The sequence below is a fragment of the Actinopolymorpha sp. NPDC004070 genome, assembly GCF_040610475.1.
Classification (GTDB): Bacteria; Actinomycetota; Actinomycetes; order Propionibacteriales; family Actinopolymorphaceae; genus Actinopolymorpha.
Map to the genome: position 1 here is coordinate 393,821 of NZ_JBEXMJ010000003.1, position 24,722 is coordinate 418,542.

The 24,722-nt window shown below is 67.6% G+C and carries 22 protein-coding genes and 1 pseudogene; 8 read left to right on the forward strand and 15 right to left on the reverse strand.

The window, feature by feature from the left end; genetic code table 11:
* Positions 1–183 precede the first annotated feature (183 nt).
* The gene (locus tag ABZV93_RS08290; protein ID WP_354932338.1) at positions 184–447 is read left to right on the forward strand and encodes a hypothetical protein; all 264 of its coding nucleotides are present in this window, start codon (positions 184–186) and stop codon (positions 445–447) included.
* A 270-nt stretch (positions 448–717) separates the two neighbouring features.
* Here the strand turns inward: ABZV93_RS08290 and ABZV93_RS08295 are convergent, their stop codons facing one another.
* The 4 genes from ABZV93_RS08295 to ABZV93_RS08310 all read right to left on the reverse strand — a co-directional run bounded on the left by ABZV93_RS08295 (position 718) and on the right by ABZV93_RS08310 (position 3,538).
* Positions 718–981: a PIN domain-containing protein gene (locus tag ABZV93_RS08295; protein WP_354932340.1), complete on the reverse strand. Its 264-nt coding sequence runs from the start codon at positions 979–981 to the stop codon at positions 718–720.
* Positions 982–1,088: 107 nt separating this feature from the next.
* Positions 1,089–1,235 (reverse strand): hypothetical protein, encoded by a 147-nt coding sequence (locus ABZV93_RS08300; protein WP_354932342.1) that lies wholly within the window; start codon positions 1,233–1,235, stop codon positions 1,089–1,091.
* 202 nt (positions 1,236–1,437) lie between these two features.
* Entirely contained in the window at positions 1,438–2,604 is a 1,167-nt protein-coding gene (locus tag ABZV93_RS08305) for a hypothetical protein (RefSeq protein WP_354932344.1), read from the reverse strand.
* Positions 2,605–2,818: 214 nt separating this feature from the next.
* Positions 2,819–3,538 (reverse strand): DinB family protein, encoded by a 720-nt coding sequence (locus ABZV93_RS08310; RefSeq protein ID WP_354932346.1) that lies wholly within the window; start codon positions 3,536–3,538, stop codon positions 2,819–2,821.
* A 193-nt stretch (positions 3,539–3,731) separates the two neighbouring features.
* On the opposite strand from ABZV93_RS08310, the gene ABZV93_RS08315 reads away from it, so the two are divergent.
* Entirely contained in the window at positions 3,732–4,601 is an 870-nt protein-coding gene (locus tag ABZV93_RS08315; RefSeq protein ID WP_354932348.1) for a phytanoyl-CoA dioxygenase family protein, read from the forward strand.
* Between the two features lie 37 nt (positions 4,602–4,638).
* On the opposite strand, the gene ABZV93_RS08320 is transcribed toward ABZV93_RS08315, so the two are convergent.
* From ABZV93_RS08320 to ABZV93_RS08330, 3 genes and pseudogenes are all read right to left on the reverse strand, one after another.
* A complete protein-coding gene (locus ABZV93_RS08320) occupies positions 4,639–6,075 on the reverse strand; it encodes a bifunctional polysaccharide deacetylase/glycosyltransferase family 2 protein (RefSeq protein ID WP_354932583.1) in 1,437 nt (478 codons plus the stop codon).
* A 162-nt stretch (positions 6,076–6,237) separates the two neighbouring features.
* A pseudogene (locus ABZV93_RS08325) lies at positions 6,238–6,843 on the reverse strand (polysaccharide deacetylase family protein); the annotation flags it as partial.
* Between the two features lie 5 nt (positions 6,844–6,848).
* Positions 6,849–7,742: a helix-turn-helix domain-containing protein gene (locus ABZV93_RS08330; RefSeq protein WP_354932350.1), complete on the reverse strand. Its 894-nt coding sequence runs from the start codon at positions 7,740–7,742 to the stop codon at positions 6,849–6,851.
* A gap of 509 nt (positions 7,743–8,251) precedes the next feature.
* On the opposite strand from ABZV93_RS08330, the gene ABZV93_RS08335 reads away from it, so the two are divergent.
* Positions 8,252–9,250, forward strand: a complete 999-nt coding sequence (locus ABZV93_RS08335) for a hypothetical protein (RefSeq protein ID WP_354932352.1) — start codon at positions 8,252–8,254, stop codon at positions 9,248–9,250.
* A 25-nt stretch (positions 9,251–9,275) separates the two neighbouring features.
* On the opposite strand, the gene ABZV93_RS08340 is transcribed toward ABZV93_RS08335, so the two are convergent.
* Complete coding sequence (locus ABZV93_RS08340) at positions 9,276–9,842, reverse strand: hypothetical protein (protein WP_354932354.1); 567 nt, start codon at positions 9,840–9,842, stop codon at positions 9,276–9,278.
* Positions 9,843–10,076: 234 nt separating this feature from the next.
* Here ABZV93_RS08340 and ABZV93_RS08345 point away from each other — a divergent pair, with 234 nt between their 5' ends.
* The 3 genes from ABZV93_RS08345 (at position 10,077) to ABZV93_RS08355 (ending at position 14,841) form a co-directional block, all read left to right on the forward strand.
* Positions 10,077–11,828: a glycoside hydrolase family 3 N-terminal domain-containing protein gene (locus ABZV93_RS08345; RefSeq protein WP_354932356.1), complete on the forward strand. Its 1,752-nt coding sequence runs from the start codon at positions 10,077–10,079 to the stop codon at positions 11,826–11,828.
* Between the two features lie 326 nt (positions 11,829–12,154).
* Entirely contained in the window at positions 12,155–13,372 is a 1,218-nt protein-coding gene (locus ABZV93_RS08350) for a hypothetical protein (RefSeq protein ID WP_354932358.1), read from the forward strand.
* Positions 13,369–14,841, forward strand: a complete 1,473-nt coding sequence (locus tag ABZV93_RS08355) for a hypothetical protein (RefSeq protein ID WP_354932360.1) — start codon at positions 13,369–13,371, stop codon at positions 14,839–14,841. Before ABZV93_RS08350 ends, ABZV93_RS08355 begins: the two co-directional genes overlap by 4 nt.
* Positions 14,842–14,898: 57 nt before the next feature.
* On the opposite strand, the gene ABZV93_RS08360 is transcribed toward ABZV93_RS08355, so the two are convergent.
* The 7 genes from ABZV93_RS08360 to ABZV93_RS08390 all read right to left on the reverse strand — a co-directional run bounded on the left by ABZV93_RS08360 (position 14,899) and on the right by ABZV93_RS08390 (position 22,340).
* A complete protein-coding gene (locus tag ABZV93_RS08360) occupies positions 14,899–16,491 on the reverse strand; it encodes a phosphodiester glycosidase family protein (protein WP_354932362.1) in 1,593 nt (530 codons plus the stop codon).
* A gap of 117 nt (positions 16,492–16,608) precedes the next feature.
* Positions 16,609–17,334, reverse strand: a complete 726-nt coding sequence (locus ABZV93_RS08365; RefSeq protein WP_354932364.1) for a GntR family transcriptional regulator — start codon at positions 17,332–17,334, stop codon at positions 16,609–16,611.
* Positions 17,331–18,308, reverse strand: a complete 978-nt coding sequence (locus tag ABZV93_RS08370; protein WP_354932366.1) for a Gfo/Idh/MocA family oxidoreductase — start codon at positions 18,306–18,308, stop codon at positions 17,331–17,333. Before ABZV93_RS08370 ends, ABZV93_RS08365 begins: the two co-directional genes overlap by 4 nt.
* The gene (locus ABZV93_RS08375; protein WP_354932368.1) at positions 18,305–19,225 is read right to left on the reverse strand and encodes a Gfo/Idh/MocA family oxidoreductase; all 921 of its coding nucleotides are present in this window, start codon (positions 19,223–19,225) and stop codon (positions 18,305–18,307) included. The genes ABZV93_RS08370 and ABZV93_RS08375 overlap by 4 nt, the downstream gene beginning before the upstream one ends.
* Before the next feature lie 14 nt (positions 19,226–19,239).
* Complete coding sequence (locus tag ABZV93_RS08380; RefSeq protein WP_354932370.1) at positions 19,240–20,136, reverse strand: carbohydrate ABC transporter permease; 897 nt, start codon at positions 20,134–20,136, stop codon at positions 19,240–19,242.
* Entirely contained in the window at positions 20,123–21,046 is a 924-nt protein-coding gene (locus ABZV93_RS08385; RefSeq protein ID WP_354932372.1) for a sugar ABC transporter permease, read from the reverse strand. The genes ABZV93_RS08380 and ABZV93_RS08385 overlap by 14 nt, the downstream gene beginning before the upstream one ends.
* Positions 21,039–22,340: an ABC transporter substrate-binding protein gene (locus ABZV93_RS08390; RefSeq protein WP_354932374.1), complete on the reverse strand. Its 1,302-nt coding sequence runs from the start codon at positions 22,338–22,340 to the stop codon at positions 21,039–21,041. The genes ABZV93_RS08385 and ABZV93_RS08390 overlap by 8 nt, the downstream gene beginning before the upstream one ends.
* 541 nt (positions 22,341–22,881) lie before the next feature.
* On the opposite strand from ABZV93_RS08390, the gene ABZV93_RS08395 reads away from it, so the two are divergent.
* Together ABZV93_RS08395 and ABZV93_RS08400 are read left to right on the forward strand one after the other, a co-directional pair.
* Positions 22,882–23,898 (forward strand): ATP-binding cassette domain-containing protein, encoded by a 1,017-nt coding sequence (locus ABZV93_RS08395; protein ID WP_354932376.1) that lies wholly within the window; start codon positions 22,882–22,884, stop codon positions 23,896–23,898.
* On the forward strand, positions 23,895–24,704 hold the full coding sequence (locus ABZV93_RS08400) for an ABC transporter permease (protein ID WP_354932378.1): 810 nt from the start codon (positions 23,895–23,897) through the stop codon (positions 24,702–24,704). The genes ABZV93_RS08395 and ABZV93_RS08400 overlap by 4 nt, the downstream gene beginning before the upstream one ends.
* The last annotated feature ends 18 nt before the right edge of the window (positions 24,705–24,722 follow it).

Sequence of the window (24,722 nt, forward strand, 5' to 3'; positions counted from 1 at the left end):
GAGGCCCTGACGACCTGGCAGAACGTCGCGCGGCTGTCCCCAAGGTGGCCGACTGGTGGCGTCACGGCAGACCGGGCGGATAGAACGACCTGGACTCGCTGAACGTCGGCGACGGCACGATGGACGGACTCACCCGCGACGAGCGGCGCAGCGGCGACCCTGTGGGCGGCCGTCAATGAGCCGTTGACGGTCGAGGTCACGGACTCCTCGGCAGCCGGCGCCAAGGCTGCCGAGAAGTCCGTGACCTCCGGCCTACGCACGGTTTCGGTGAACGACGATCCGCAGATCGCCTACTCCGGTTCGTGGAGCGCGAGCACGGGCCGTGGGCTGGGCGACTTCCAGGACGACGTGCACTACAGCGAGAAGAACGATGACGCCTTCTCGTACACGTTCGTCGGGACCGGCGTCGACTACGTGACGGAGACCCACGAGTCGCGACCCCGGTGAGCTGGCCTCGATCAGCCTCAAGGGCAAGGATCTTGTCAAGGGAACCGACCACAACGGTCGAGGACTTTGGATCGTGAAGGTCCCAGGGGACGTGCTGCGGAACGACGTGATCCGCTACAAGGTCAAGAAGGATTCCTGACCTTATTTGGTTCGGATGCGAGTCCGCCCGGCCACCTGAAGAGGTGGCCGGGCCGCTTCATCGTTGCGTACGTGACGACCGAACAGACCGGTCGTCGTCAGCATGCATCACAACGGTGGGTGCGTCCGACGTCAGTTCTCCTGGAGCACCCAGCGCAGAGGTGACAGGCGGCTGACCCGACTCGCCATACCCAGGAACTTGAAGTCGACGGTAGCTATATCGACGATCTTCAGTCGCTCTGCCATCGCAAGGATGGTCGCGTCCACGTAGCCGAGTGGCGCAGCCACCAGCTGACCGACGAGTTCGGCTGCACGTTCCCGGTCGGCAGGAGTGGGGTCGAGGATCTCGAAGTTTCCCGGTCGGCCGGTAAGGACGTCCAGGAGGCGAGCTTCCAAGGCGGGACCGTTACGTACGTGATCAGCAGGCGGACGCATGCGGCGTGATGCCGGTCCGCGACGTTGTAGCTCGCGATCAGAAGACCCGAGTCGCAGAGGAGGGGTGTTCATGCGCTGCGGCGCGCTGCCTCGATGGCCTCGACGATCTCATGGTCGCGTCGGGACGCGGCCATGAGCTCCCGGTACCGGGCGGATAGATCCTCGTCGAAGGTCGCAAGGCCGACCCAAGGGAACCGCTCGCGTAGTTCGTCCATATTGACAGATGGCTCCTCTGGCATGGCGCCAATGTATCCGACCTGCCCCGTGTTGTCGCCGGACTGACAACGCAGAGCGGCGATTCAGGCCTTCTTCGTTACGCCGTGTGATCGACGGCTGGGAGGAGTCGGGGTCGACTGGAGGTACGCCTCGGCCCGGCCACCTCAGGGGTGACCGGGCCGAGGCGTGTTGGCGTACTGGTCAGGAGGCGTCCGGGGCGACGATGACCGGTAGCTCCTGCTCGAACATGTCCGCGAAGGTCAGCGACGGCAGGATCTTGCCCTGCGGCCGCGCCGAGTCGGCGATGCCGGCGGCCCAGGCGGAGGACCGCAGCCGCTGGTTGGGCGTGCCGTGGTGGCCGGAGTTGTCGTAGGCGCAGTCACCGACCTCGTAGAAGGTCTTCTCGGCCTGCAGTACCCGCTTGGTGTTGAGGGAGAGTCCGCGGGCGTGGGTGGCGAAGTAGGTGCCGAACGCGTCGGCCATCAGTTCGGTGCGCCGGGTCGCTTCGGGCCCGGTCAGCGGGGACTCGAACAGGTTGTCCTCGAACTGCACGTGGTGGCCGAACTCGTGGCCCATCACCGCGCGCGGCCCGACGTCGCCGATGCCCATGGCGTTGAGAGCGTCGACGATGCCGTCACCGAAGATCAGCTTGTCGGGCACACCCTTGACCAGTGGGTCGGGGTCACCTTCGGCGGTGAAGGCGAACGCGTTCAGCGTGAACAGCGGGTTGTTGCCGTGATCGAACATGCCGCTGTCGACCGCAGTGGCAATGTCCTTGGCGTTCTTGTCCGCATCGGCAGGGGACTGGCCGAACCCGGGGATCGGCAGCTGCAGGACCCGGGAGACAGCCGCGGCGTCACCCATGATGCTGCCGTGCATCGACATCAGCTGGATGTCGCCGGACTGGATGTCCCAGAACCGCTTGACGTCCCGGAACGTGTGCGTCAGCTCGGTCCGGTAGTCGCTCCGCAGCGCGTAGCGCGCGTCGGTGGGGGAGCCGTACAGCAGTGCGTCGTACGTCGGGATGTCGAGCATCTCGAGGTGACGGACGAGGAAGGCGTACTCCGCGTCGGACATCCCGTTGATCAGGCCGCTGACGTAGGCGTCGAGATCGGTCGGCCCGCACTGGTAGTCGCCGGGGTCGATGGCCCGCTCGACGGCCGCGCGGGCGGGGGACCGGTCGATTCCGAACCGGTCGGCGGCCTCACCGCTGTGCGCCAGCGTGGTGCGCGCGGCGGCGGGCGCGACGGCGGCTGCCGGGGCGGAGGTGTCGACGGCGCCGGTGCCGGCGACCGCAGCCGTGGCGGATCCGATCGTGAGGACAACGCTCGCGCCGAAGGCGGCGAGGAAGCGTGGTGACTGCTTCAAGAGGAGGTCTCCTTCGTACTGGCGCGGCGACGTGCGGCCGGAGAACGAAGGGACCGGGAAGCGCTGGGTCTCTCAACGCGATGAACCCCCGTGCAGCCGGCCCTGAGGACCTGTTGATCCTTCGGGTCGTGCGCGAACCAGATAGTGCACTGCGGCCCTGGCATCTGACAAGACTTGTGGGCGAACCGGACAGCCACGCTGCCCGACTTGTCCGTCAGAGCCGATGTGCGATGGCGATCAGGTCGAGGTCGCGGACGCAGAAACCGTGGTGCTCGAAGGTCTCGTTGAGCACCGTGCGGAGGCACTGCCGCACCGAACGGCCCCGGGCGTACGGCGGCCAAACATCGTCGTCGGGCACCGGCGCTCGCGCTGCGAGCTGCTCAGCGGTGACCTCGTCGAGCCAGGCCTTGAGCTCGGCGGCCTGTGCGTCCCGCACGCTCACGATCTCGTCGAGAGCCGGATCGAGCGAGGGGTCAAGCCCGTGCGCTCCACGGTAGGGCTCGACGGACGGCCCGATGCCCATCGGTGTGAAGAGGTCCGTCGAGCCGAGGCAGCAGCGGCGGAACCACGAGTCGTGGACGAAGATCAGGTGGCGCATCGTCTGCACCGCTGACCACTCGTCGTTCACGCTGCGGCGCTCGATGCCGGGCGTACGGCGGATTCGCTCGATCGTGGCGGCCCAGCCGGCATGGAGCTGACGCCAGGCCTCGCGCAGATCGGCAGGGTCCTCGGAGCGGATCAGCACCCGTACCGGATGACGCCGGTCGAGCTCTGCCTCGACGTACTCGGTGACCTCGACACCGTTCACCACGAGGTTGGTGATGAGCCCGTCGATCACTGCATCCTGCATGACGACGCCGATCAGGCGCGCCCCGGTCAGATCGCACTCGCGGAACTCCGCACCGTGCAGGTCCTCGTCTACATGCCGCGTCATGGTCCGCATGCTAGGTCCGAGCACCGACAAGGCCTCCCCGGCTTGATGGGGCCTCTTCCAGGTCCGGACCGAGCGTGCGCGCCGCAGGCAACTTGGACGGTCCTGGTCGCTGTGGGTGCCGGTCAGGAGGGCGGTGAGTGGTGGGCGAGAATGAGCCCGCTGTCTCGACCCTTGCGCACTGGAGGTACAGCCGATGACGACAACGCCGCAGAACGCAACCGACGAGAAGGCGTCAGACGGTGGAACGGCGGACCGGCCTCGGCTCACCCCGGCGCAGCGGCTCCACCTCGATGTCTACGGCTTCGTACTCTTGGAGAACGTCCTCACCCAGGACGAGATCGCCCGCATCAAGGACGCCCTCTATCGCCTGAAGGCGGAGCCCGATCTGGCGGCCCGCGGCGTCTATGTGAACAGCCGCAGTGCGAACTTCCTCAGCATCGGTCACCTGGTGGAGTACGACCAGGCACTGCTGGACTACGCGACGCACCCGGCGCTGATTCCGCTGGTCGAGGACCTCGTCGGCGGACGGGTACGCCTGGAGGAGTCCGAGGCGATCATCAACAGCCGCGACCCCGATGCGCCGGCCGAGCCCGCGCCGACCCCGGGCCGGAAGAACCGCGTGGAGCCCCTCGGGTTCCACACGGGCACCCGCCACGGTTGGGGGACCTACCACGCCGACCATCACTTCCACTGCCTGTTCGCCAAGACTCTGGCGTACCTCACCGACGTCGGTCCCGACGACGGGGGTACGGCGGTGATTCCGGGCAGCCATCGACTCGGGTGGCCCGAACAGGACATCATCGCCGCGGCTCGCGAGGACGACCGGCTCATCCACCAGGTCGAGGCGACCGCGGGATCGGTCCTGCTCTTCGCCGAGTCCCTCGTCCACAGCAGCACCGCCGTTCGAAGCGACCGTGAGCGAGCGGTGATGATCTGCGGGTACACACCACCGATGATGCAGGTGTGGCCGGGCAACGAGCCCAGCCCCGAGTTCGTCGCGTCGCTCCCGGAACGCCAGCGGTCCCTGCTGGGCGGTGGCGACAGCTGGCCATGGAGCCGTTGAGTCCGCGTCACCGCACCGGATCCCGGACGAAGCCGGGTCACGCGGCAGGTCGGGACGCCGGAACCGAAGGCCCGGGAGGTGCACCGACCTCGCCGGTGCGCCGGAGCTTGTGCCAGCGCAGGCGGGTTCCGGTCAGAGCGGTGATGGACGAGTGCAGCAGCACGAGGTACATCAGCTGCCGGTAGGCGACCTGCTGTAGTGCCAGCACCCAGAGGTTGCGCAGATCCTCGCGATCGAGCCGGAACGCGTAGGCCGCGGCCAGGGCCTGCACGCCCAGCAGCCCGGTCCAGACCAGCATGGTCTTCCAGGGGTTGTGAAACACCAACCCGTAGACGGCGACGATGTCGACCAGTGGTGCGACCAGTGGAGCCAGGACCTGGAACACGGTGATCAGCGGCAGTCCGACCCGCCCGAAGCGACCCGAGGGCCCGCGCTCGATCAACGAGCGGCGATGCTTCCAGATCGCCTGCATGGTGCCGTAGCTCCAGCGGTATCTCTGCCGCCACAGTTGGGTCATGGTGCCCGGCGCCTCCGTCCAGGCGCAGGCGTGCTCCTGGTACACCACGTGCCAGCCGCCGCGGTGGAGCGCCATGGTGATGTCGGTGTCCTCGGCGAGCGTGTCCTCGGTCATCATCCCGGCCTCCCGAAGGGCGGTGCGACGGAACGCTCCGACGGCTCCCGGAATGGTGGGCATGCAGCGAAGCAGGTCGTACATTCGCCGGTCGAGGTTGAAGCCCATGACGTACTCGATGTGCTGCCACTTGCCGATCAACCGATCGCGGTTGCCGACCTTCGCGTTGCCGGCCACCGCCCCGACCCGCGGGTCGGCGAACGGCTGTACCAGGTGGTGCACCGTGTCGGGTTCGAAAACGGTGTCCCCGTCCATCATCACGATCAACTCGTACGAGGCCCAGGCGATGCCGGTGTTGAGGGCGGTGGCCTTGCCGCTGTTGGGCTGCCGTACGAGCGTGACCCCCGGCAGGCCGAGAGACTTCACGATCTCGGCGGTGTCGTCGGTCGATCCGTCGTCCACCACGATGATCTCGACCGGATGACTGCTCGCCGCCAGGGAACGCACGGTGTTGGCGATGCACTCGCGTTCGTTGTACGCGGGTACCACGACACTGACCGGTTCGGTGACCTCAGGCCCCCAGGAAAAGTCCGGATGGTTGCGTACGCGGGCGTGGCGCCGGGCGAACACCAGCATCATCGCGAGCCGTAGGAGCACCAGGATGCCGGTGACGGCCAGGAGGACGAACAGGCCACGTACGACCGCCTGGGAAAGCTGGACCGCGGTCACGAACGCCCTGCCCTTCCAGAGCCCGGCCGTGGTGGGGGGATGGTCGAGGCCTTCGGTGCCCATGGCCTTGCTGACGGTGACGAACCGGTAGCCCGCGGCCTTGAGTCGGGGGATGAGCACGTCCAGTGCATGGGCCTTCTGTGCCACCTTGTCGCCGGCTTCGTACGAGAGCACCACGGCGCTCTGGCCGGTCGGCTGCGGGACCGGACGGTCCGCGGATCCGTGGACAGCCGTGCGGAGCCACTGCTCACTGGCTGTGCCGTTCAGAACGGTGAGATATCCCTTGGTTCCCAGGTACTGAACGACCGGCCACGAGGCGTTGTCCAGTTTCTCCGGGACCGACGAATCCGCTGGGCGGACGAGTGAACTGGTGATTCCTGCGGCGCCGGCCAGCGCCAGTTGTGCACGAGCGAGCTCACGGTCGATGTCCGCCCCTTTCGACCCGTGACCGAGGTCGGGTTTCGAAAAGGTGTGCAGCCCTATTTCCTGTCCCGAATCGACCAGCTCACGAGCAATGGAAGGGTACCGGGCAGTCAGTTGGCCGATGACGAAGAAGGTGCCGTGCACTTTATGTTTCTTCAGGACCCTGAGGATCCTCGGTGTCCACGTCGGGTCCGGACCGTCGTCGAATGTCAGGACGATGGTCTTCCTCGGGATTTGGTAGCTACGAATTCCGGCGCTGGTCGTGTCGATGACCGGGCCACCGCTGAGGACCTTCCTGGGCACCCAGTCCGAGGCCACCATGTAAGGCAGGTGCTCGTTGACGGGGACTTTGTGGACGTAGCCGTCGAGGAGAAGAACGCAGAAGAGGACCGCGAGGAGGAGAAACGGGGCGACCGACAGGCGCCGGGCCCTTCGCGGAGCGGACGGCGGGCGGACGCGACGGGAACCGTGGGTCGCCGTTGGGTGTGCTCGGACCGGCGACTTGCTGCTGGCTTTCATGGTCGTCACGGTTGGCCGTACGTCGGCCGGTCGGTGCCGTCGGATCCGGAAGGGAACGCGGTCTCGACTCGTCCTGGGCCCTGAGGCGACCGGCTGAGCTCACGGCGCCTGCTCTGCGACCGCGAGTCCCGGCTCGAGCGCGAGGAGTTCGCCGCGGTGGGGGAGGGGCCCGACCGTTCGGGGGCGGGCCGGCTCCTGGTCTGCCTTGTGCGGCCGGAGTCCCGAGGAGCGGACGACTTGCGGTTCGCCGCGGAACGGGTCTTTTGCAGGCGTACCGACGATGCGGACGGTAGTGGGGCCGCGGAGGCCACGGCGGGAGGTGGCACGAGGCGAGGAGCCATCGGGGTGACGCCGGTAAGGCTGACGCCCAGCGCGGCCGTGCCCATGGCGCAGAGGCCGGCCACCAGATAGCCGACGCGCCGAACGTTGCGGGCGCGGCGACCGGTCGAGTCGACGAAGATCGGATCGGCGGGGACATCGACGCCCGTCGCGACGTTCGTCTCCTCCACCTTGTCCGCAGCGTCCGCAGCCCCGGTCGTTTCCCCAGGCTCCGCCACCGCGGCCACCGCGGGCACCACGGCCAGTGCGAGCGGCCCGGAGTCGGACCTGTCGGACGACTCGACCACGTTGACTGCGAAGGGCCGTGCGGCGCGTGTCCCGGTGTGCTCGGTAACGGGGAGGCCGTCCCGCGCGTAGGCAACCCGTGACGAGGCGGCAGGCGTCGACTCGAAGATCTGGACGATCTGCACGAGGTGATCGTCGGTGAACCGGTAGCAACCGCCGAGCATGGTGAAGGGGACTCTGCGCGCCGCTGCCTGCTGCTCCAGCCAACTCTGCCCGACCCGAAGGACCTCTGCGGCTTCCTCAGGCGTGTAGACCGTGAGTACCGCGTCGTTCATACGGTTCCTCCCCTCCTGTGTGGGTCCAGATAGCGTCAGGGCGGCAACGTCCCGTTTCGAGGTTCTTCATAGGGATGGGGAACATTGAATAAGAGCATTTCCAGATAGGTAGCTTTAATGCTCTTCAGGAATACCCGAACTGGCTGAGAGTAAAACTGCCGGAAACCCGTTACGACAATTTCTTCGACCCGCACTTCTGACGCATTGCTGCTATTCGGTTTCGGGTTAACATGAATATCCGAGAAGGTGCAGATCCGGTAATCGCTGCAATTGATGTGAAGGCCTGGGCCGTGCCGGCGCTTCCGTTGGCGCGCGGAACCCAGCAGGGACAACCGGAGCAGGTAGGCACATCGAGGCGGAAGCCAACGAAACCGCCGAGCAGGGCGCCCAGGGAGGCGCAGGGGCCCGGGTGCGGTCGGCCCGCGGCGCGAGGTCCTGGAGTCGATGATCATGACCGTCCCCTTTGCCGGGTTTGAGAGGTTGTGCGGGGACGGCTAATCTGCGGCCTCGTGCGGTTCCGTAAGAAGTCAGTCAGAATCACGGTCGGCGACCGTGCACTGGAGGATCTCCACGTCCGGGCGGCGACCCAGCGTAGTCGCGCGGTCGCCGCGGAGTCCCGTGACTGGCTGCTGCTGAAGTCGGTGATGCGGCCCGGGGAGCGGCCGCGTGCGCGGGTAGCCGTTCGCTTCCCGCACGAGGGGAACGCCGCGGGCTTCGCGTTCGTCACCGACCAGCGGATCATCTTCGAGGCCCGTGAGCGCGTGACCGCGGTGGCGCTCCCGTACGTCGTCTTCGCGGGCCGGCCGACCGGACCCAGCCTCGGTGACTTCGCCGTCACGGCGAGGACGCCCGGCGGCCCCTCAGGTGGTGAGCTCACCACGACCATGCGGATCCGCGACGCGGCGGCGTTCCACGACTTCTTCCCCACGCTGCTGGACGCGGCCCGGGCCATGGGTGCCCTGCCCGAGGTCGACACGAGCTGGGAAGGCGAGGCTCCACGACCGGCCGCGGCAGGCGAAGCCGAGCGACCTGAAGTCGCGTCGGCGCGAGCCACGCCCTCGCGAGCCGCGCCATGGGAGGCCGCGCCTGGCAGGGCCGAGGCCGCCGATCCGCTGCCGACCGAGGTGGTCGACCGTGCGCTCGCGACGTTCATGGATGACGACGAGCGGATCGAGTTCGCCGCCGAACTGGTCGGCCGGGCTGGTGGTCAGGTCACGGTGCTGGTCACCCAGCACCGACTCGTGGTCGTGGAGAGCCGGCTGATCTGGGCGGCGCCGCTCGAGCGAACGAAGGTGGCCGAGACCGGCGGGAGCGAGCCCGAGGTGTTCCTGCTGGCCGAGACCGTCCCCGATTCTCTGGTGCTCGGTGGAGGTCTCGCGTCCGCTGACTCCGGCAGGCGGTGGCTGACACTGCGTTCGGATGCCGACCCGGCAGCCGGTGAAGCCCTGTACCGGCACCTGCGCGCAGGTGGCGCCGGCCAGGTCGAGGCCTGGCCGGCAGCCGAGTGACCGTCCCGTCCCAGGACGGGTTCGTTTAGTCCTGCGGGTTGAAGAAGAAGCCGAGCGCGAACGACCAGGCGAGGTGCCACACGTAGACGCCGAGGACGAGCTTCCAGCCGAGGTTGTGTGACATGAAGCCCGCGTGCAGAGCCGGGAACTGCGTAGGGATCCACCACAGGCAACTCAGCGTTGCCAGGACCATACCCATGGCGATTCCGCGGGCGACGTTGCGCGCGGTCGTCAGGGTCTTGCCCAGCAACGGGAAGATCAGCAGGGCGTAGCCGAGCGCGAACACGAGGCCGTTGAAGGTGTGGAAGATGTGCCCCTCGAACCACTGCGGTGCAGCGGCCCCCTTGGGCATGAGGATGGAGCCGTTGAAGTAGGCGAAGTCCAGCTTCGGCAGGCCGACGCCGGGTAGCCAGTAGCCGACCATGTCTGCGATGTGGAGGGCCGCGAAGCCGGCCACGAGCCCGCCGACGAGCCGGTGGTTGTTGACGTACTGCGGCCAGTGAATTCCGGCCGTCCGGTGCTGGACCACCGGCAGCGCCGGGTCGGGCTCGGGGGCCTGGCGGGCGGTGGCCAGGTCCTCGCGGGTCGCCATGTGGCCCGTCTTGTACGCCTGGTGTCTCGAAATGATGATCTCCTCGGTCGCACAGGGCCGGGACGTCCCCCGCTCGAACCTCGCCGACCTTGGGTGGAAGGGCGTTATGTCCGGTATTGGATACTGCATCAGGCGCGGCCGTGCAAACTGCGGCACCGCGTGTCCCGGAGATCGCGCCAGAAGAGTCGGGGTACGGAACACTGCCTTGCCTGCTCCCTTCGAGAGGAGAGCCCGGTGACCGAGACCTACCGTGACCCCGCCCGTTCCGTCGGTGAACGGGTGCAGGACCTGCTGGCTCGGATGACGTTGCCGGAGAAGGCCGGGCTGATGTTCCAGCCGATGGTGGCGATGGGCCCCGGCGGCCGGCTGTCGGAAGCCGGCGACCCGCCCGGATTGCCAAGCACGCGGCACCTGGTTGCCAACCAGCTGCTCAACCACTTCAACCTGCTGGGTTCGGTGGACGACCCGCGCCAGGCGGCGGAGTGGCACAACCGGCTGCAGGAGGCCGCTCGCGAGACGAGGCTCGGCATTCCGGTCTCGCTGTCGACGGATCCGCGCCACCACTTCACCGAGAATATCGGGGCGGCATTCAGGGCAACGGCGTTCAGCCAGTGGCCCGAGACGCTCGGCTTCGCCGCGCTGCGATCGCCTGGGCTGGTGGAGGAGTTCGCCGACATCGCTCGTCAGGAATACACCGCGGTGGGCTTCCGCGTCGCGCTTCACCCGCAGGTCGACCTTGCCACCGAGCCCCGCTGGTCTCGGGTGTCCGGCACGTTCGGTGAGGACGCCGACCTGTCCGGAGAACTCGTCGCCGCGTACGTCAGAGGTTTCCAGGGCGCGGAACTCGGACCCGGGAGCGTTTCCACAATGACCAAGCACTTTCCCGGCGGCGGGCCACAGCTGGACGGGGAGGACCCACACTTCGCCTACGGGCGCGAACAGGTCTATCCGGGCGGCAACTTCGACTACCACGTCAAGCCGTTCTTGGCAGCGCTGGCAGCCGGCACCTCCCAGGTGATGCCGTACTACGGCATGCCGGTCGGTACGGAGTACGAGGAGGTCGGCTTCGCGTTCAACAAGGGCATCATCACCGGCATCCTGCGCGAGCGGCTCGGCTTCGACGGCATCGTGTGCACCGACTGGGGACTGGTCACCGATGCCCAGATCATGGGCCAGCCGATGCCCGCGCGCGCCTGGGGATGTGAGCACCTGAGCGAGCTCGAACGCGTCGTCAAGATCATCGAGGCCGGCTGCGACCAGTTCGGTGGCGAGAGCCGCCCGGAGCTCGTGGTCGAGGCCGTCGGGAAGGGGCTGGTGAGCGTCGACCGGATCGACGTGTCCGTGCGCCGGTTGCTGCGGGAGAAGTTCCGGCTCGGCCTGTTCGACAACCCGTTCGTGGACGTCGACGCGGTGGCGGGCGTCGTCGGCAGGCACGACTTCGTTGCGCGCGGCGAGGACGCGCAACGGCGGTCGGTCACGGTGCTGACCAACAAGGAACAGATTCTCCCGCTGCGCAAGGGAATCCGGTCGTACGTCGAGGGGATCGACGCCGAGGTCGTGGCGCCGTTCGCGACGGTGGTCGACACGCCGGCAGAGGCGGACGTGGCGTTGCTTCGGTTGGGCACGCCGTACGAACCGCGACCGGGTGGCTTCGAGGCGATGTTCCACGCCGGGTCACTGGAGTTCGACGAGACCGAGAAGGCGCGCCAGGCCGCGATCTGTGCCGCGGTGCCGACGGTCGTGGACATCCACCTCGAACGCGCCGCGGTGATCCCGGAGGTCGTCGACCAGGCAGCGGCCGTCGTCGCCACGTACGGCACGAATGCGCGGGCCCTGCTCGACGTGCTCTTCGGTGTCGTCAAGCCTGAGGGCCGGTTGCCGTTCGACCTGCCGTCCTCGATGCGAGCGGTCGAGGACAGCCGAAGCGACGTACCGTTCGACACCGCCGAACCTCTCTTCCGCTTCGGCCACGGCCTGAGCATCTGAGGCGCGGGCGCCGACAGCGAGGGAGAGAGGCAACTCCGGCTGCGATGCGCTCGACGCTCTGGGCACGCCCGCAGGCGCGACGGCTGCCGTGCTCCTGCACCGCATCGAGCAGGACCAGACGCCGGACACGCACAAGAGCGAACCGTCCCTCCTCCGCGGTGTTTCGCGAGGTGCTCCTCGAGGCATTCGCTCCGATGGCCTGGATCGGCCTTTGGCCAGGGTTACCGGATTGGTATTGACAACCTACGACCACGACATTACGTTCCGGATGATCTTGCATCGGCCGCGCTAGCCAAGCGCCGCTGGACTTTCTCCCCGGAGGACGCATGAGCGCACGCGGAATGCTGGCCGCAGGACTCCTCGCGGCAACCGGCTTGGTATTTACCAATGCTCAGCCAGCGGTGGCGGACGACGAACTCGTTCCGATCGAGTCGCTGGGCACCCAGCACCAGATTCCGAAGCCGACGCTGACGGCGAGTGGCCCGCACCTGATCCTCTCGGACTCCCCTGAGCTACCCGACGCCGACACCGCGCTGCCCGGAGCGTTCTACCGGGACAGCGTGGAGGGTCTGGTGCGGGTTCTCGGCCACCAGCAGAACAACGCACAGGTGCCGATGGTGCTCGGTGTCGCGGTGACGAACACCTCTGGTCGGCCCGTGCTGCTGTTCGACCGCGGAGTCGGCCGAAGCGCGGACTACTGGCCGGACGTCGCGGGCCAGAACTCACTGACGGCGTTCATGAACGACCATCACAGCGCGAAGTACCTCACCACGCTGGAGGCCGGCGAGACGTACTGGTCGACTCGTACCGTCGCGCCGACCTACACCGAGGCATCCATCCAGGAGTTCGCCGCCGTCAGCGCCGGCACCGCGGGGAACGTCGGCCAACTCCAGCGCGCTCTGGACCCGGACGTCCCGACCGACCAGTTGCGCCTCCCGCGCGGGGCTGCGCCCGCCAAAGTCACCGTGACCACCGTCGGCTACTGGTACACCGAGCCACGCCCCGCCGATCCGCTCACGTTGCCCGTGCTGCCCGGTGACACCGACCACGTGCGTGGGACCTTCGACTACGCGGACCTGTACGGCACGGTCCCGGTCGAGCCCGACGGCGGAGTACAGCGGCTGTCCGTGGACTCCGCGCCTCCGGGCAAGCCCTGGAACGACTCGATGCCGGGGGAGTACCGCCTGGGCCACAGCGCGGTCGACGGCGGTGCCGCGGTGTACAACGACGGCAACTACGGCGTGCTCTACCACCTCGACGTGGTGCTGCAAGGGGCTCGCGGCGCGGCCGGTACGCCGGTCGGCCTCTTCCTCAACCCGGCCGGCGGTGGAGGTCACTTCGTCGTCGCCGTCAACGACACCTTGCACCAGTCGCAGTACGTCGACTGGACCAACGCGTGGCACTACGGCGACGGCGCCTTCGGAGCACGCGACGTCCACCTGCGACTCACCACCAGCCTGACCGGGGGATCGGCCGGACCTCAGGTTCTGCTGTTCGCACCCGGGACGACGTCCGACTCCGAAACCCAGAGGAGCTCCTCATGACGGGCCGCCTGTTCTCCCGCCGCACTGTTCTCGCCGGCGCCGTCGCGTCGACCGCCTTCGCGGTCGGGTCCGGTCTTCTCGACGGGGAAGCCGCGCTGGCCGCCGAGCCCGCCGCGGCGCGGCCCAAGCAGCGTGGTCTGTCCGGCCCGAGCATCCAGATCGACCCGGGGTTCGCCTACTACCAGAGCCGGTCACCGGACAGCATCGCCGACGAGCTCGCGATCAACGGCTACCGGATCGTCCACTACTTCGTCGTGAACGAGCAGGATGTGAACGGGCCCGTCGTCGAGGCGCTGCGCCGGCGCGGGATCACCGTGTGGGCCATGGTCATCGGGAACGGTTCGTACTCCGTGTCCGGTTTCCCCGACGACTGGCCCGCGTGGCAGATGAGGTTGCTGAAGCCGGTCGACGACGGCTTCTACCGCTTCTCACCGTTCAGCACCGACTACCTGGAATGGAAGAAGCAGGTCGCGTCCAAGCTCGTCTCGACGTATCCCTTCGACGGTTTCGAGGTCGCCGAGCCCTACTTCCCTGAGTGGGGCGGTCTCACCTCGGGCGTCTACGGCGATGTAGGCCCGTTGGCACAGGACGCTTTCATGCGCGGGTACGGCCTGGAGATCCCCGACTTCACAGATCCCTCGTCGCCGCGGTACTACAAGACCGACACCGAGCGGTACGCGAAGTGGGTGCAACTGCGGGTTGACGCGGTGAACGGGTTCCTCGCCGAACTGGTCAACGGCTCGGGCGGCGTACGCGAGGCCCGGCCCGACATCCTCGTCGGCACCTGGTCTCTCGGCGTGGACGCGGGGCCGGAGTCCGTGGCGCTCGAACGCGAGTACCAGGGGCTCGACGCAGCAGCCATGATCTCCGCGGTGCGGCCCGACATGCACATCCTGCAGACCAACTGGCCGGACTGGATCAAGCCCGACCTGCCCGCAACGTACCTGCGGACGTACCGTCCGTTCCTCGACCAGATTCGTGCCGCCCATCCGAGGCTCCCGCTCGGCGCACAGACCGACATCGGATCGACGACCGCGATGACCCGCGACGACGAGTGGCTGCGGACCTTCACCGACACCGCGGACGAGCTCGGCCTCGCGACCTGGACGGGGTACGAGTACCACCTCGGCGGTTACATCTACCAGGACCGACCCGTGCCGCGGCACGTCGAGCGGGTCGCCGACGACAGTGCCGTCATCTCGTTCCAGAAACGGATCGACCCCGCGTCGGCGAAGCTGTCACGCAGCTTCGAGATCGTCGGCGGCGGGCAGCGCCGGTTCATCGAACCGGACGCGGTGAGCGTCGACGGCAACCGCGTCACCGTGGGAACGCTCCCACCTCGGGCGCTGGTGAGCCTTCGCGTAGCCAACGTCACCGACCAGCCGTCCACGTGGCTCTACCACAAGGACGAACCCGCGAACGTCGTCCCCGACGATCTGGTGGTCCACGTCCCACCCGCCGGTCGCTGACGCCGGTCGCCGACGCCGGTCGCCGACGCCGGTCGCCGACGCCGGTCGGCAACGTGCTCAGCGCCGTGGTTCGACGAGGATCGGATTCCCGAGTTCGCGCTCACCGGTGGCGTCGGAGGGGTGGTTGACGATGCCGGCAGCTCCGGTGACCATCACGGTCGATCCGCCGCCGTCGAAGTTGAGGGCCTGGACGGCGCCGAGCCGGTGCATGATCTGCGCTTCCTCCTCGATGCTCACGCCCTCGCTGTAGCCGGGTTGCCGGCCGTCGACAGCCACCAGCAGTAACCTGCCCTGGGCGTCCACGCCGATGGCCGAACGGGGATTGCCACGTACGGTCCAGTTGTAGGTGAAGGTCTGGTCGGTGCCTTCGTCACCCACGTCGCTCGCGCTGTGGATGATCCCGTCGGCGTAGGCGTCGACGGACACCCTGCCGTCTCGGACCAGCGTCGGGCCGGTCTGGATGATCGTCGTGGTGCGAGTCAGCGGGACCCGGCGGCCGCTGCCGTCGGTGACGGCAGTTTCCACTCGTACGGTGTCGCCGGTATGGACGTGCGCGGCAAGCCAGTTCGCGTCGTCGCCGGTGCCCTGAATCGTGCTGCCGGTGGCCGGGACGGTCGTGCCCCGGGTTTCGTTCACGGCAGTCACCCGATGCTTCGCGTCGAGCACGACCTCGGTCCCCGGGCCGCTGGGAGTGTCCTTCCACTCCGGCGTGAACTCAAGGAGCTCGCTGGGATCGATGCACATGATGTCGTGCATCGGGTGCTCGGTAGGTTGGTCGCCGCCGATCCCGCCGCAGTTCCAGACCTGGCCGGGCACGCGGTTGATCCCATCGACCGGGACAGCCGACCCCGCGGTGTACAGCGTGGTCGTCGAACGGTAGGTGGCGACGTCGATTCCCTTACCTCCACGGGTGATTGCCACACCGCCGCGACCCTGGGTGGCGGCACTCAGCACCTTGCCGTCCTTCACGTACAGGCCGCCGGGCGCCTTGTTGTAGAACCACTGCGTGTTGATTCCCGCCAGTGCGTGATACGCCGGGACGATGTCGGACAGATGGTCGAGTTCGTTGAGCGCAGGAGACGGACCCGTCTCACTCGCCACCGTTCCGTTGAACTTGGTGAAGTCGACACGTACGACGTACATGTGCTGCAGCGCACCGGGATCGCCGTCTCCACCCGTCCAGCGAACCTGGCCCCTGAACCCGGCGGCCCTGATCGCGTTGTACGTCGTGGTCGCGTCGGCCTGGCTGGCGTACGCGCCCACCCGAACGGTCCAGCCGAGCGGCTGTGCCGGCCCGTCCGCGAAGGCGGGCAGATCGACCCGTTCGACCCGCGGGGTGAAACCCTTCGCGGTCAGAGCTTCCGCGACCCGCTCAGCCGTCGGTCTCGGGCCGAGCCCCGTGTTCGCGGTGTTGATCGGGCCGTCGGGCTCCGCCGGTACGTAGACATGCACCGTCCAGAAGAACGACGTCTCGGACCCCGTCGTGAGCTCGGTCAGCGTGACGCCGGACGCCAGCGTGGTGGTCGTACCGCCTGCCAGAGGATTTGAAGTCGCACCGAGGGCCACGGACCGGGCCGGCGGTGCGACCAGCGTCACCATGGCCAGGGCGGCCGCGGCCACAACGGTCCGGGCAAGCACCTTCGCAGACATGCCAACCTCCCACGACGGCCACGATGTCGTCGGGGACGCTAAGCCGCCTCATGCAGACGGTCAACGGAATCGTCCAGCTTGGCCGCACCGATCCCGCAGGACACCGGCGTACGTACGTCAGTGGCTGCGGCGCAGCGTCTGTTCCAGGCTGTACCGGTCGCCGCGATACAGCGAGGAGGCGAGCTCGATCGCCCGTCCCCGTACGTCGTACGTCACCCGCTCCACCAGCAGGGCCGGCGTCAGTGCGGGGACCTCGAGCAGCCCCGCCTGCGCGGTGTCGACCACGGTCGCCCGCACCTGCTGCCGGGTGCGGTCGAGCGTGATCGAGTACCGCGCGAGCAGCGCCTCGTAGAGCGAATCCTCCAGCGTGGTTTCCAGCAGACCGGGCGCCACCCGTGCCAGCAACCACACCTCCTCCAGGCACATCGGCACCGAGCTGGCCGACCGAAGCCGCACCAGATGCACCAGCGGCTCGCCCGGGCTCACGCCGAGAAGCCAGCTCTCCCGGGCACCGGCCACCGTCTCCTCGGCTTTGAGCAGCTTCGAGCCGGGTACGAGGCCACGCGAGCGCATGTCGTCGCTGAACGACGTCAGAGCCTCGCGCTTGCGGATCGCCGGCTCGGCGACATAGGTGCCGGACCCCTGAATCCGATAGACCTCACCCTCGTTCACCATCTGCTCGACCGCCCTGCGGACGGTCAGCCGGCTCACCCCCAGCTCGTCGCACAGCTTCCGCTCCGTCGGCAGCTTCTGGTGAGGTTCCAGGCTGTCCCGGATCAGCTCGAGCAGGTGTGCGCGCACCACGGCGTGCTTTGGTGAAGCCGCCACCACGGGTGTCGTCATCCACGGGCACCGGCGGAAGCAGTCGCCTCCGCCAGCACCGCGACCGCACGGGCCCCGTCGGCCGGCGTGACCCGCGGCACCGCGGTCCCGGCGACACAGCTGAGGAAATGCCGTGCCTGGCGGGTGAACCGATCCTCACCGGTGACCTCGACGACCGACTCGGTCCCGTCCACGCCCACCTCGGTCAGCTTCATCGTGGCGTAGTCCAGGTGCAGCCGGCCGTGGGTGCCGGACACCGTGACCACGGCCTCTCCGGGCGCGGTTCGCCAACTGGCCTCGATCACCCCGAGTACGCCGGCGTGCGACCGCAACGACAGCACCGCGCTGTCCTCGACCTCCAGAGCCGGCCCACGGGAGGTGGCCGTGGTCGCCGTCAGCGCGCGCACCTGGTCCACCTCGCCGAACAGGTACCGGAACAGGTCGACCGAGTGCACACAGGTGTCCATGAGCACACCGCCACCGGAGATCTCCGGCTGGGAGAACCACGACGACTCGACCCCGTCGAGCGGGCCGGAGAAACGGTTCCGGAAGGTCAGTGCGGTGCCGATCCGACCATCGGCGACGGCGGTCCTGATCGCCTCGATCTCCGGCTGGAACCGGTGACAGAACCCCACGGTGAGCAAGGTCCGGTTGACGTCGGCGGCCTTGACCATCAACGCGCACTCGTCGACCGTACGAGCCATCGGCTTCTCGCACAGGACCGCGACCTTCGCCTCCAGCGCCTGCACCGTGAGTGCCTGGTGGGTGGACGGTGGCGTGCACACGCTGATCGCGTCGAGGTTGCCCTCGGCGAGCATCGTGGCGACGTCGGTGTACGCGGTCGCGCCGAACTCCGCGGCGACCGCCTCGACGGCGGCCCGGTCGACATCCGCGACCGCCACCGGGTCCACACCGGCCCGGCGGTAGGCGTTCAGGTGTGCGCGGCCGATGCTGCCTGTTCCGACCACACCGATCCGTGGCTGCTGGGCGCTCATGCGTTCCCTCCGGGCGTCACGTCGGACGTCGCATCGGGCATCACGTCGATCAGGCGGACCGGCGCACCGGTGTCGGCCGAACGCTGCCCGGCTGCCAGGATCGCGAGCACCTCCAGGGTCGCCTGCCGGTCGATCGGAGCCTTCCTGGTCCGGGCCATTCCCACGGCTGCCGACATCGTGTTGGCGTAGAACGACTGGTAGTCGGCCACCTCGGTCTGTACGGCTCCCTGGGGTCCGTACCCGGTGAGGTGGAAGCCGGTGTTCGCATCGCGCAGAGTGCCGATCACGATCCGCGGCCCGGTATCGTCCTCGATCACGGTGATGTCCCGATCGCTGCTCGCGAACTGCTGCACCTCCTTCGCCCCCGGTCCGCGGACGGCAAGCGCTGCCTCGACGGCGTGGATGCCGTAGTTGTACCAGTCGCCTGGCCCGACGCTGACCAACGTGCTGAGCTCCCCGTCGCCGTCTGCGCGGAAGACGTCGAGTTCGGGCGCGAAGCGCAGTGCCGAACAGCTCATCAGCGGAGTGTCGTTCTGCTCGGCCAGGTCGAACAACCCGACGGCGTCTTCCACGGTGAGCGCCATCGGCTTGTCGACGTACGTCGCCACCCCGGCCTCCAGGAACGGTCGGGCCAGCTCCGCATGCAGCGCCCCGCCGTCCAGGTCGTCCAGGACCAGCGCGAGGTCGATCGCACCGATCAGCTCGGCGGGCTCGGCCACCACCCGGTCGATCTGGTACTCCGCCGCGAGCTCAGCCGCGGACGAGTGCATCCCCGACAACCCCTCCTTGCCACTGCTCCACACGCCGACGACGCGAGCGTCCTCGACCCGTGGCGAGCCGCCGTCCACCCCGTTGAGGAGTCCGGCGAAGACGCCGGCGTGGGACGTGTTCGTCCCCACGATGCCGACACGAATCATCGAGAAGCTTCCTTTCACTTGATGCCGGTGACGCTGATCCCCTGGACGAAGTAGCGCTGGGCCACCATGAAGATCGCCAACGCGGGAATCGTGAAGACCAGGCAGGCCGCCATCAGCGGACCCCAGGCGACACCGTGTTCACCGAAGAAGTTGTAGAGGCCGATGGAGAGCGTGTAGTTCTGCTGGCTGTTGAGATAGATCAACGGCAGCAGGAAGTCCGTCCAGGTCGCGACGAACTGGAAGACCGCCACCGTCGCGATCGCTGCCTTGGCCTGCGGCAGGATCAGCTGCAGATACACCCGCAGCTCCGAGGCGCCGTCGATGAGGCCGGCCTCCCGAAGCGAGTCGGGAACGCCGGTGAAGAACTGCCGCAGCAGGAAGATGTAGAACGGCGAGCCGAAGAACGCCGGGATGATCAACGGCCACAGGGTCCCGACCGCGCCGAGGCGATCCCACAGCAGGTAGAGAGGGATGAACGTCACCTGGGCGGGCAGCATCATGGTGCCGAGCACGGTGCCGAACACCGCACTGCGACCCCGCCAGTGCAGTTTCGCCAGCCCGTACGCCACCAGCGGGCAGGAGATGAGAGTCCCCGCAACGTTGAGGACGACCAGCAGAACGGTGTTGGCGAGGTACCGCAGGAACGGCATCGCCTGGACCGCCTCGGCGAAGTTGCCCACGATCCAGTGCTGCGGCAGCAACCTCGGCGGCACCCGGAAGATGTCGCCGCTGGTCTTGAACGCCGTCGTGATCATCACCAGGAAAGGCGCCAGGAAGGCGAGGCTGATGAGGATCAGGATCAGGTGGTGGGTCAGCCGTCGGCCCAGATACTGACGACGCGGCCGGGGGACAGGTCCGCTGCCGGCCGCGGTCCCGGGCCGACCCGCGCGAATCACGTCACTCGCTGCCATAGTGCACCCACCGCCTCGACGTCAGCAGGATGAACGACGTGAGCAACCCGATCACCAGGAAGAGGATCCAGGCCATCGCGGCGGCCTGACCCATCTTGAGGAAGACGAACGCGTTGTGGAACAGATGCATCGTGTACGTCAGCAAGGAGTCTCCCGGGCCTCCGTTGGCCGCATTGCCTCTGCTCTGGGTGAGGAGGTACGTCGGGGCGAAGATCTGCAGAGCCGCGATCACGCCCATGATGAGCTGGAACAGCGTGACCGGCGTGAGGGCCGGCCAGGTGACGTACCAGAACCGTTGCCAGCCGTTCGCTCCGTCGACCGCGGCGGCCTCGTACAACTGCTGCGGCACCTGCTTGAGAGCCGCCAGGTAGATCACTGCCGTGGCACCGATGCCCCACCAGGTGATGACGAGCACCGCGGGCTTGGTCCACATCGGATCAGCCAGCCAGTTGGGCTGCGGCAGGCCGATGCTTCCGAGGACCTGGTTGAGGTATCCGTACTGCGCGTTGAAGACCCAGCGCCACAGGTAGCTCGCCGTCACCACCGGCACGATCGCCGGTAGGTAGACGATCGCGCGGTACAGCGGCTGCCCCTTGACGGGGAAGTTCAGCGCCAGCGCGACCAGCAGCGCGAACGCCAGACCGAGCGGAACGCCGATGATGGCGAGGTAGGCGGTGTTGAACACCGACCCCAGGAACTTCGGGTCCTTCAACAGGGTCGCGTAGTTGTCCAGCCCCACCCAGCGAGGTGACTGGAAGAGGTTGAACTCGGTGAAGCTGTAGTAGAGCGACACCAGAATCGGACCGGCCATGAACACGACGAGCCCGATGATCCAGGGCGAGGAGAAGGCAAGCCCCGCCCACGCCGGGCGCCGCCTGGGCCGGCGCCCGGCGAGTGTTGCCTCAGCCATAGCTCTTGGCCGCCTTGGCCACCTGCGCGTAGGCCTGCGCCGGGGTCTTGGTCATCCGGGTGATCTTGTCGTCCGCGGTGGCCAGGTCGGCGGTGTACTGGGCCAGGCTCGGCTCGCTCGGGATCGCGGTCGCGTTCTTGCTTGCCAGCAGGTCGAGGAAGAGGTCGAAGTTGGTGATGGACTTGTACGCCGGGTCCTGCAGGAGCGACTTGCGCGCCGGCAGGTTCGACAGCGCCTTGGTGAAGGACAACATCGCCTCCTTCGACACCAGGTACTTCATGAACTCCCAGGCCTCGTCGGGGTGCTGGCTGTTGCTGGGGATGAAGAACGTCCCGGGCGCGACGAGGTTGGTCTTGGCGAGCTCCGGCCTGTCGTCGGGGTACGGGACCGGGACGACACCCCAGTCCAGGTCGGGCGCGAACTCCTTGATGAACGACGGCTGCCATTCGCCGTCGACCACCATCGCCAACTTGCCCTGGTAGAAGGGGTTCTGCGGCGACTGGTAGTCACCGAAGCCGGACACGAACCGCTCGATCTCCTTGATGCCGTACTTCTTGATGACGTTCTCGACGTAGAAGTTCGCACCGGCGATGTTGCCCGGGTCCTCGGGAGTGGGCTTCCCGTTGTCGTACCACTTGCCGCCGTGGGTGACCCCCAGTAGCCGGTAGTCGGCTCCCGCACCGCTGGTCCCGGCGAGGCCCAGCTGCGTCAACCGCCCCTTGCTGTCGGTCTTCGTCAGCTTGCCGATCGCCTCGGCCCACTCGCTGGTCGTGGTCGGCGGCTTCTGCACGCCGGCCGCTGCGAACAGCTTCTTGTTGTAGAACAGCGCGGAGTTGTTGACCGCGATCGGCAGTTGGTAGACCTGATCCTTGTAGCGGCACTGCGCCATCGAGGAGTCGGTGAAGTCACCGAGGTCGAACGAGTCCTTCTTGATGTAGTCGTCGAGCGACCTGATGACGCCCTTCTCCGCCCAGGCGCCCGTCGCACTCCCGAAGTTGTCGGAGATGTCGAACGCGCCCTTGCTCCCCGTCATCGCCGCAAGCTGAGCCTGCGCGTCGGGGTTCGACACGCCCTTGACGACGATCTTGGACTGGCTCTGGTTGAACTTCTTGATCACCTTCTCCAGGGCCTTCGCCTCCTGACCGGTCCACAGGTAGGAGAACCGGAGCGTGACCTTTCCGCCGCCGGACGAGGAGGAGCTGCCCTTGGAACACGCAGCCAGACCGCCGAGACCTGCCGCGGCGATGCCCATTCCGACAAACCGCCGCCGGGAGAGTTGACCTGGTCCAGACATGGGAACCTTCCGAGAGTTCGACTGGGAGAGCTGACGATGGACGCCACAATGGGTGGGCGTGGTCAGTACCAATAGGTATTGCCAGTGGTGAGACGTGAAGGGGTGTCGCGGGAGTGCTCAGCGCCCGTATCGGCGCGGCTACGACCTACACCCTGCCGACGACGCTGCCGGTCTGGGCTCGACCATTGGACCTGCGCGGTACAACTTGGTATCTACCAATTCATTCGGCCGATTCTGGATGATCGGCCGGTAAAGGTCAAGCGTCGGCAGGCCGCGCCGGCGCCTGGGCGAGGTCCGCTTCCGGCCATGGCAACCTCCCGTGTCAACAGGCAGGGACGGTCAGTGATTCATGCCGTACGGCCAAGGCGTGGAGGAATTAACCGCGCGCTTTGTCGATGCCCGGGTGGTAAAGACTTGTACAATCCTCGACGCGAGTGATTCTCCGGACCTCTCGTCAAGCCCCGCTTGCGGGCCGGCACGCGTGAGGACGCCGACGCCTACCGACCACGGAGCTCGCGGGAAGGGCCGGACAGTGAGAGAGATGATTCGTGCCGCCGGCTTGGTGAAGCGGTACAAGAACGTCGAGGCGCTCGCCGGTCTCGACCTCTCCGTCCCCGAGGGCCAGGTGCTCGCGCTGCTCGGCCCGAACGGCGCCGGCAAGACGACCGCCGTTCGCATCCTTGCGACCCTGCTGGATGCCGACGAGGGCACCGCCGAGGTCGCCGGAGTCGACCTACGCAAGGACCCCGACGGGGTGCGCTCGCGGATCGGGTTGTCGGGGCAGTACGCCGCGGTCGATGAGTACCTCACCGGCTACGAGAACCTCGAGATGGTCGGCCGGCTCTACGGACTCGGCAAGGCGAGGTCCGGTCGCCGGGCACGGGAGCTGCTGGAGCAGTTCGACCTGGCCGACGCCGGAGACCGGCCGTCGAAGACCTACTCGGGCGGGATGCGGCGGCGCCTCGACCTGGCCGGAGCTCTGGTCGCGGAGCCGCCGGTCCTGATCCTCGACGAACCCACGACCGGGCTCGACGTCCGTGCGCGGCAGCAGATGTGGGACGTCATCCGCAGCCTGGTCGACGCGGGCGCGACGCTGCTCCTCACCACGCAGTACCTCGAGGAGGCCGACCGCCTCGCCCACGACATCCTCGTCATCGACCACGGCCGGGCCATCGCGCACGGCAGCGCCGACGAGTTGAAGGCACAGGTCGGCGGCGAGCGGATCGAGCTGATCCTGGCCGACGCCGCGGACAGGTCGCGAGCCTGCGAGGCGCTCGCCGCGGTCGCCGTCGGTGAGGTGCAGGTCGACGACAACGGCCGTGCCCTCACTGTCGCCGTGGCGGGCGGGGTGCCGGCGTTGCGCAGGGTGCTCGGCGACCTGGAGTCTGCCGACGTACGAATCCTCGACGTCGGCCTGCGCCGGCCCACCCTCGACGACGTGTTCCTCAGCCTCACCGGACACGCGGCCGAGGAGGACGAGGTGTCCGCCGGCCCCGAAGGCTCCGACGGATCCGGCGTCTCCGAACGAAAGCAGAAACCACGAGAGGTGGCGCGATGAGCACCGGTCCCGTCGGAGCGGTCGTCGACGGGTGGATCGTCGCCCGCCGCAACCTGATCAAGATCAAGCGCGTCCCCGACATCCTCGTGTTCGTACTGATCTCGCCGATCATGTTCGTGCTGCTGTTCGCGTTCGTGTTCGGCGGCGCCATCGATCCGGGCGGCGCGGTGCCCTACCGCGAGTTCCTGATCGGCGGCATCTTCGCCCAGACCGTCGTGTTCGGCGCCACCTTCACCGGCGCGGGCCTTGCCGAGGACATGCAGAAGGGCATCATCGATCGCTTCCGCTCACTGCCGATGTCCCGATCGGCGGTGCTCACCGGGCGTACGACCTCCGACGTCGCCTACAACGTGCTGTCGCTGATCATCATGGGATCCACCGGACTGCTGATCGGCTGGCGGATCCGCGAGGGGATCCTGAAGGCGCTGTGTGCCTTTGCCCTGCTGCTGTTGTTCGCCTACGCGATCAGCTGGGTGATGGCCTACGTCGGACTGCTGGTCCCGAGTCCGGAGGTCATCAACAACGCGTCCTTCATCGTCATCTTCCCGTTGACGTTCGTGTCCAATGCGTTCGTGCCCACCGAGTCGTTCGCGAGCGGTCTGCGCGTCTTCGTGGAGTGGAACCCTGTCTCGGCGGTGACGCAGGCGTCCCGTGAGCTGTTCGGCAATGTCGACCCGCGAGGCCCGGTCCCGGACTCGTGGGCCCTGCAGCATCCCGTCGTCTACACGTTGTTCTGGGTCGTGCTGATCCTGCTGGTGTTCGTGCCGTTGTCCGTACGCCAGTTCCAGAAGGCCAGCCGTCGCTGACCGTCTCGAGCGTCGCCC

Coding starts and splice junctions, on each gene's coding strand:
- ABZV93_RS08300 (WP_354932342.1), bottom strand. CDS start 1,235: ATGGACGAACTACGCGAGCGGTTCCCTTGGGTCGGCCTTGCGACCTTC.
- ABZV93_RS08310 (WP_354932346.1), bottom strand. CDS start 3,538: ATGACGCGGCATGTAGACGAGGACCTGCACGGTGCGGAGTTCCGCGAG.
- ABZV93_RS08315 (WP_354932348.1), top strand. CDS start 3,732: ATGACGACAACGCCGCAGAACGCAACCGACGAGAAGGCGTCAGACGGT.
- ABZV93_RS08330 (WP_354932350.1), bottom strand. CDS start 7,742: ATGAACGACGCGGTACTCACGGTCTACACGCCTGAGGAAGCCGCAGAG.
- ABZV93_RS08340 (WP_354932354.1), bottom strand. CDS start 9,842: ATGGCGACCCGCGAGGACCTGGCCACCGCCCGCCAGGCCCCCGAGCCC.
- ABZV93_RS08350 (WP_354932358.1), top strand. CDS start 12,155: ATGAGCGCACGCGGAATGCTGGCCGCAGGACTCCTCGCGGCAACCGGC.
- ABZV93_RS08355 (WP_354932360.1), top strand. CDS start 13,369: ATGACGGGCCGCCTGTTCTCCCGCCGCACTGTTCTCGCCGGCGCCGTC.
- ABZV93_RS08360 (WP_354932362.1), bottom strand. CDS start 16,491: ATGTCTGCGAAGGTGCTTGCCCGGACCGTTGTGGCCGCGGCCGCCCTG.
- ABZV93_RS08365 (WP_354932364.1), bottom strand. CDS start 17,334: ATGACGACACCCGTGGTGGCGGCTTCACCAAAGCACGCCGTGGTGCGC.
- ABZV93_RS08370 (WP_354932366.1), bottom strand. CDS start 18,308: ATGAGCGCCCAGCAGCCACGGATCGGTGTGGTCGGAACAGGCAGCATC.
- ABZV93_RS08375 (WP_354932368.1), bottom strand. CDS start 19,225: ATGATTCGTGTCGGCATCGTGGGGACGAACACGTCCCACGCCGGCGTC.
- ABZV93_RS08380 (WP_354932370.1), bottom strand. CDS start 20,136: ATGGCAGCGAGTGACGTGATTCGCGCGGGTCGGCCCGGGACCGCGGCC.
- ABZV93_RS08385 (WP_354932372.1), bottom strand. CDS start 21,046: ATGGCTGAGGCAACACTCGCCGGGCGCCGGCCCAGGCGGCGCCCGGCG.
- ABZV93_RS08390 (WP_354932374.1), bottom strand. CDS start 22,340: ATGTCTGGACCAGGTCAACTCTCCCGGCGGCGGTTTGTCGGAATGGGC.
- ABZV93_RS08395 (WP_354932376.1), top strand. CDS start 22,882: ATGATTCGTGCCGCCGGCTTGGTGAAGCGGTACAAGAACGTCGAGGCG.
- ABZV93_RS08400 (WP_354932378.1), top strand. CDS start 23,895: ATGAGCACCGGTCCCGTCGGAGCGGTCGTCGACGGGTGGATCGTCGCC.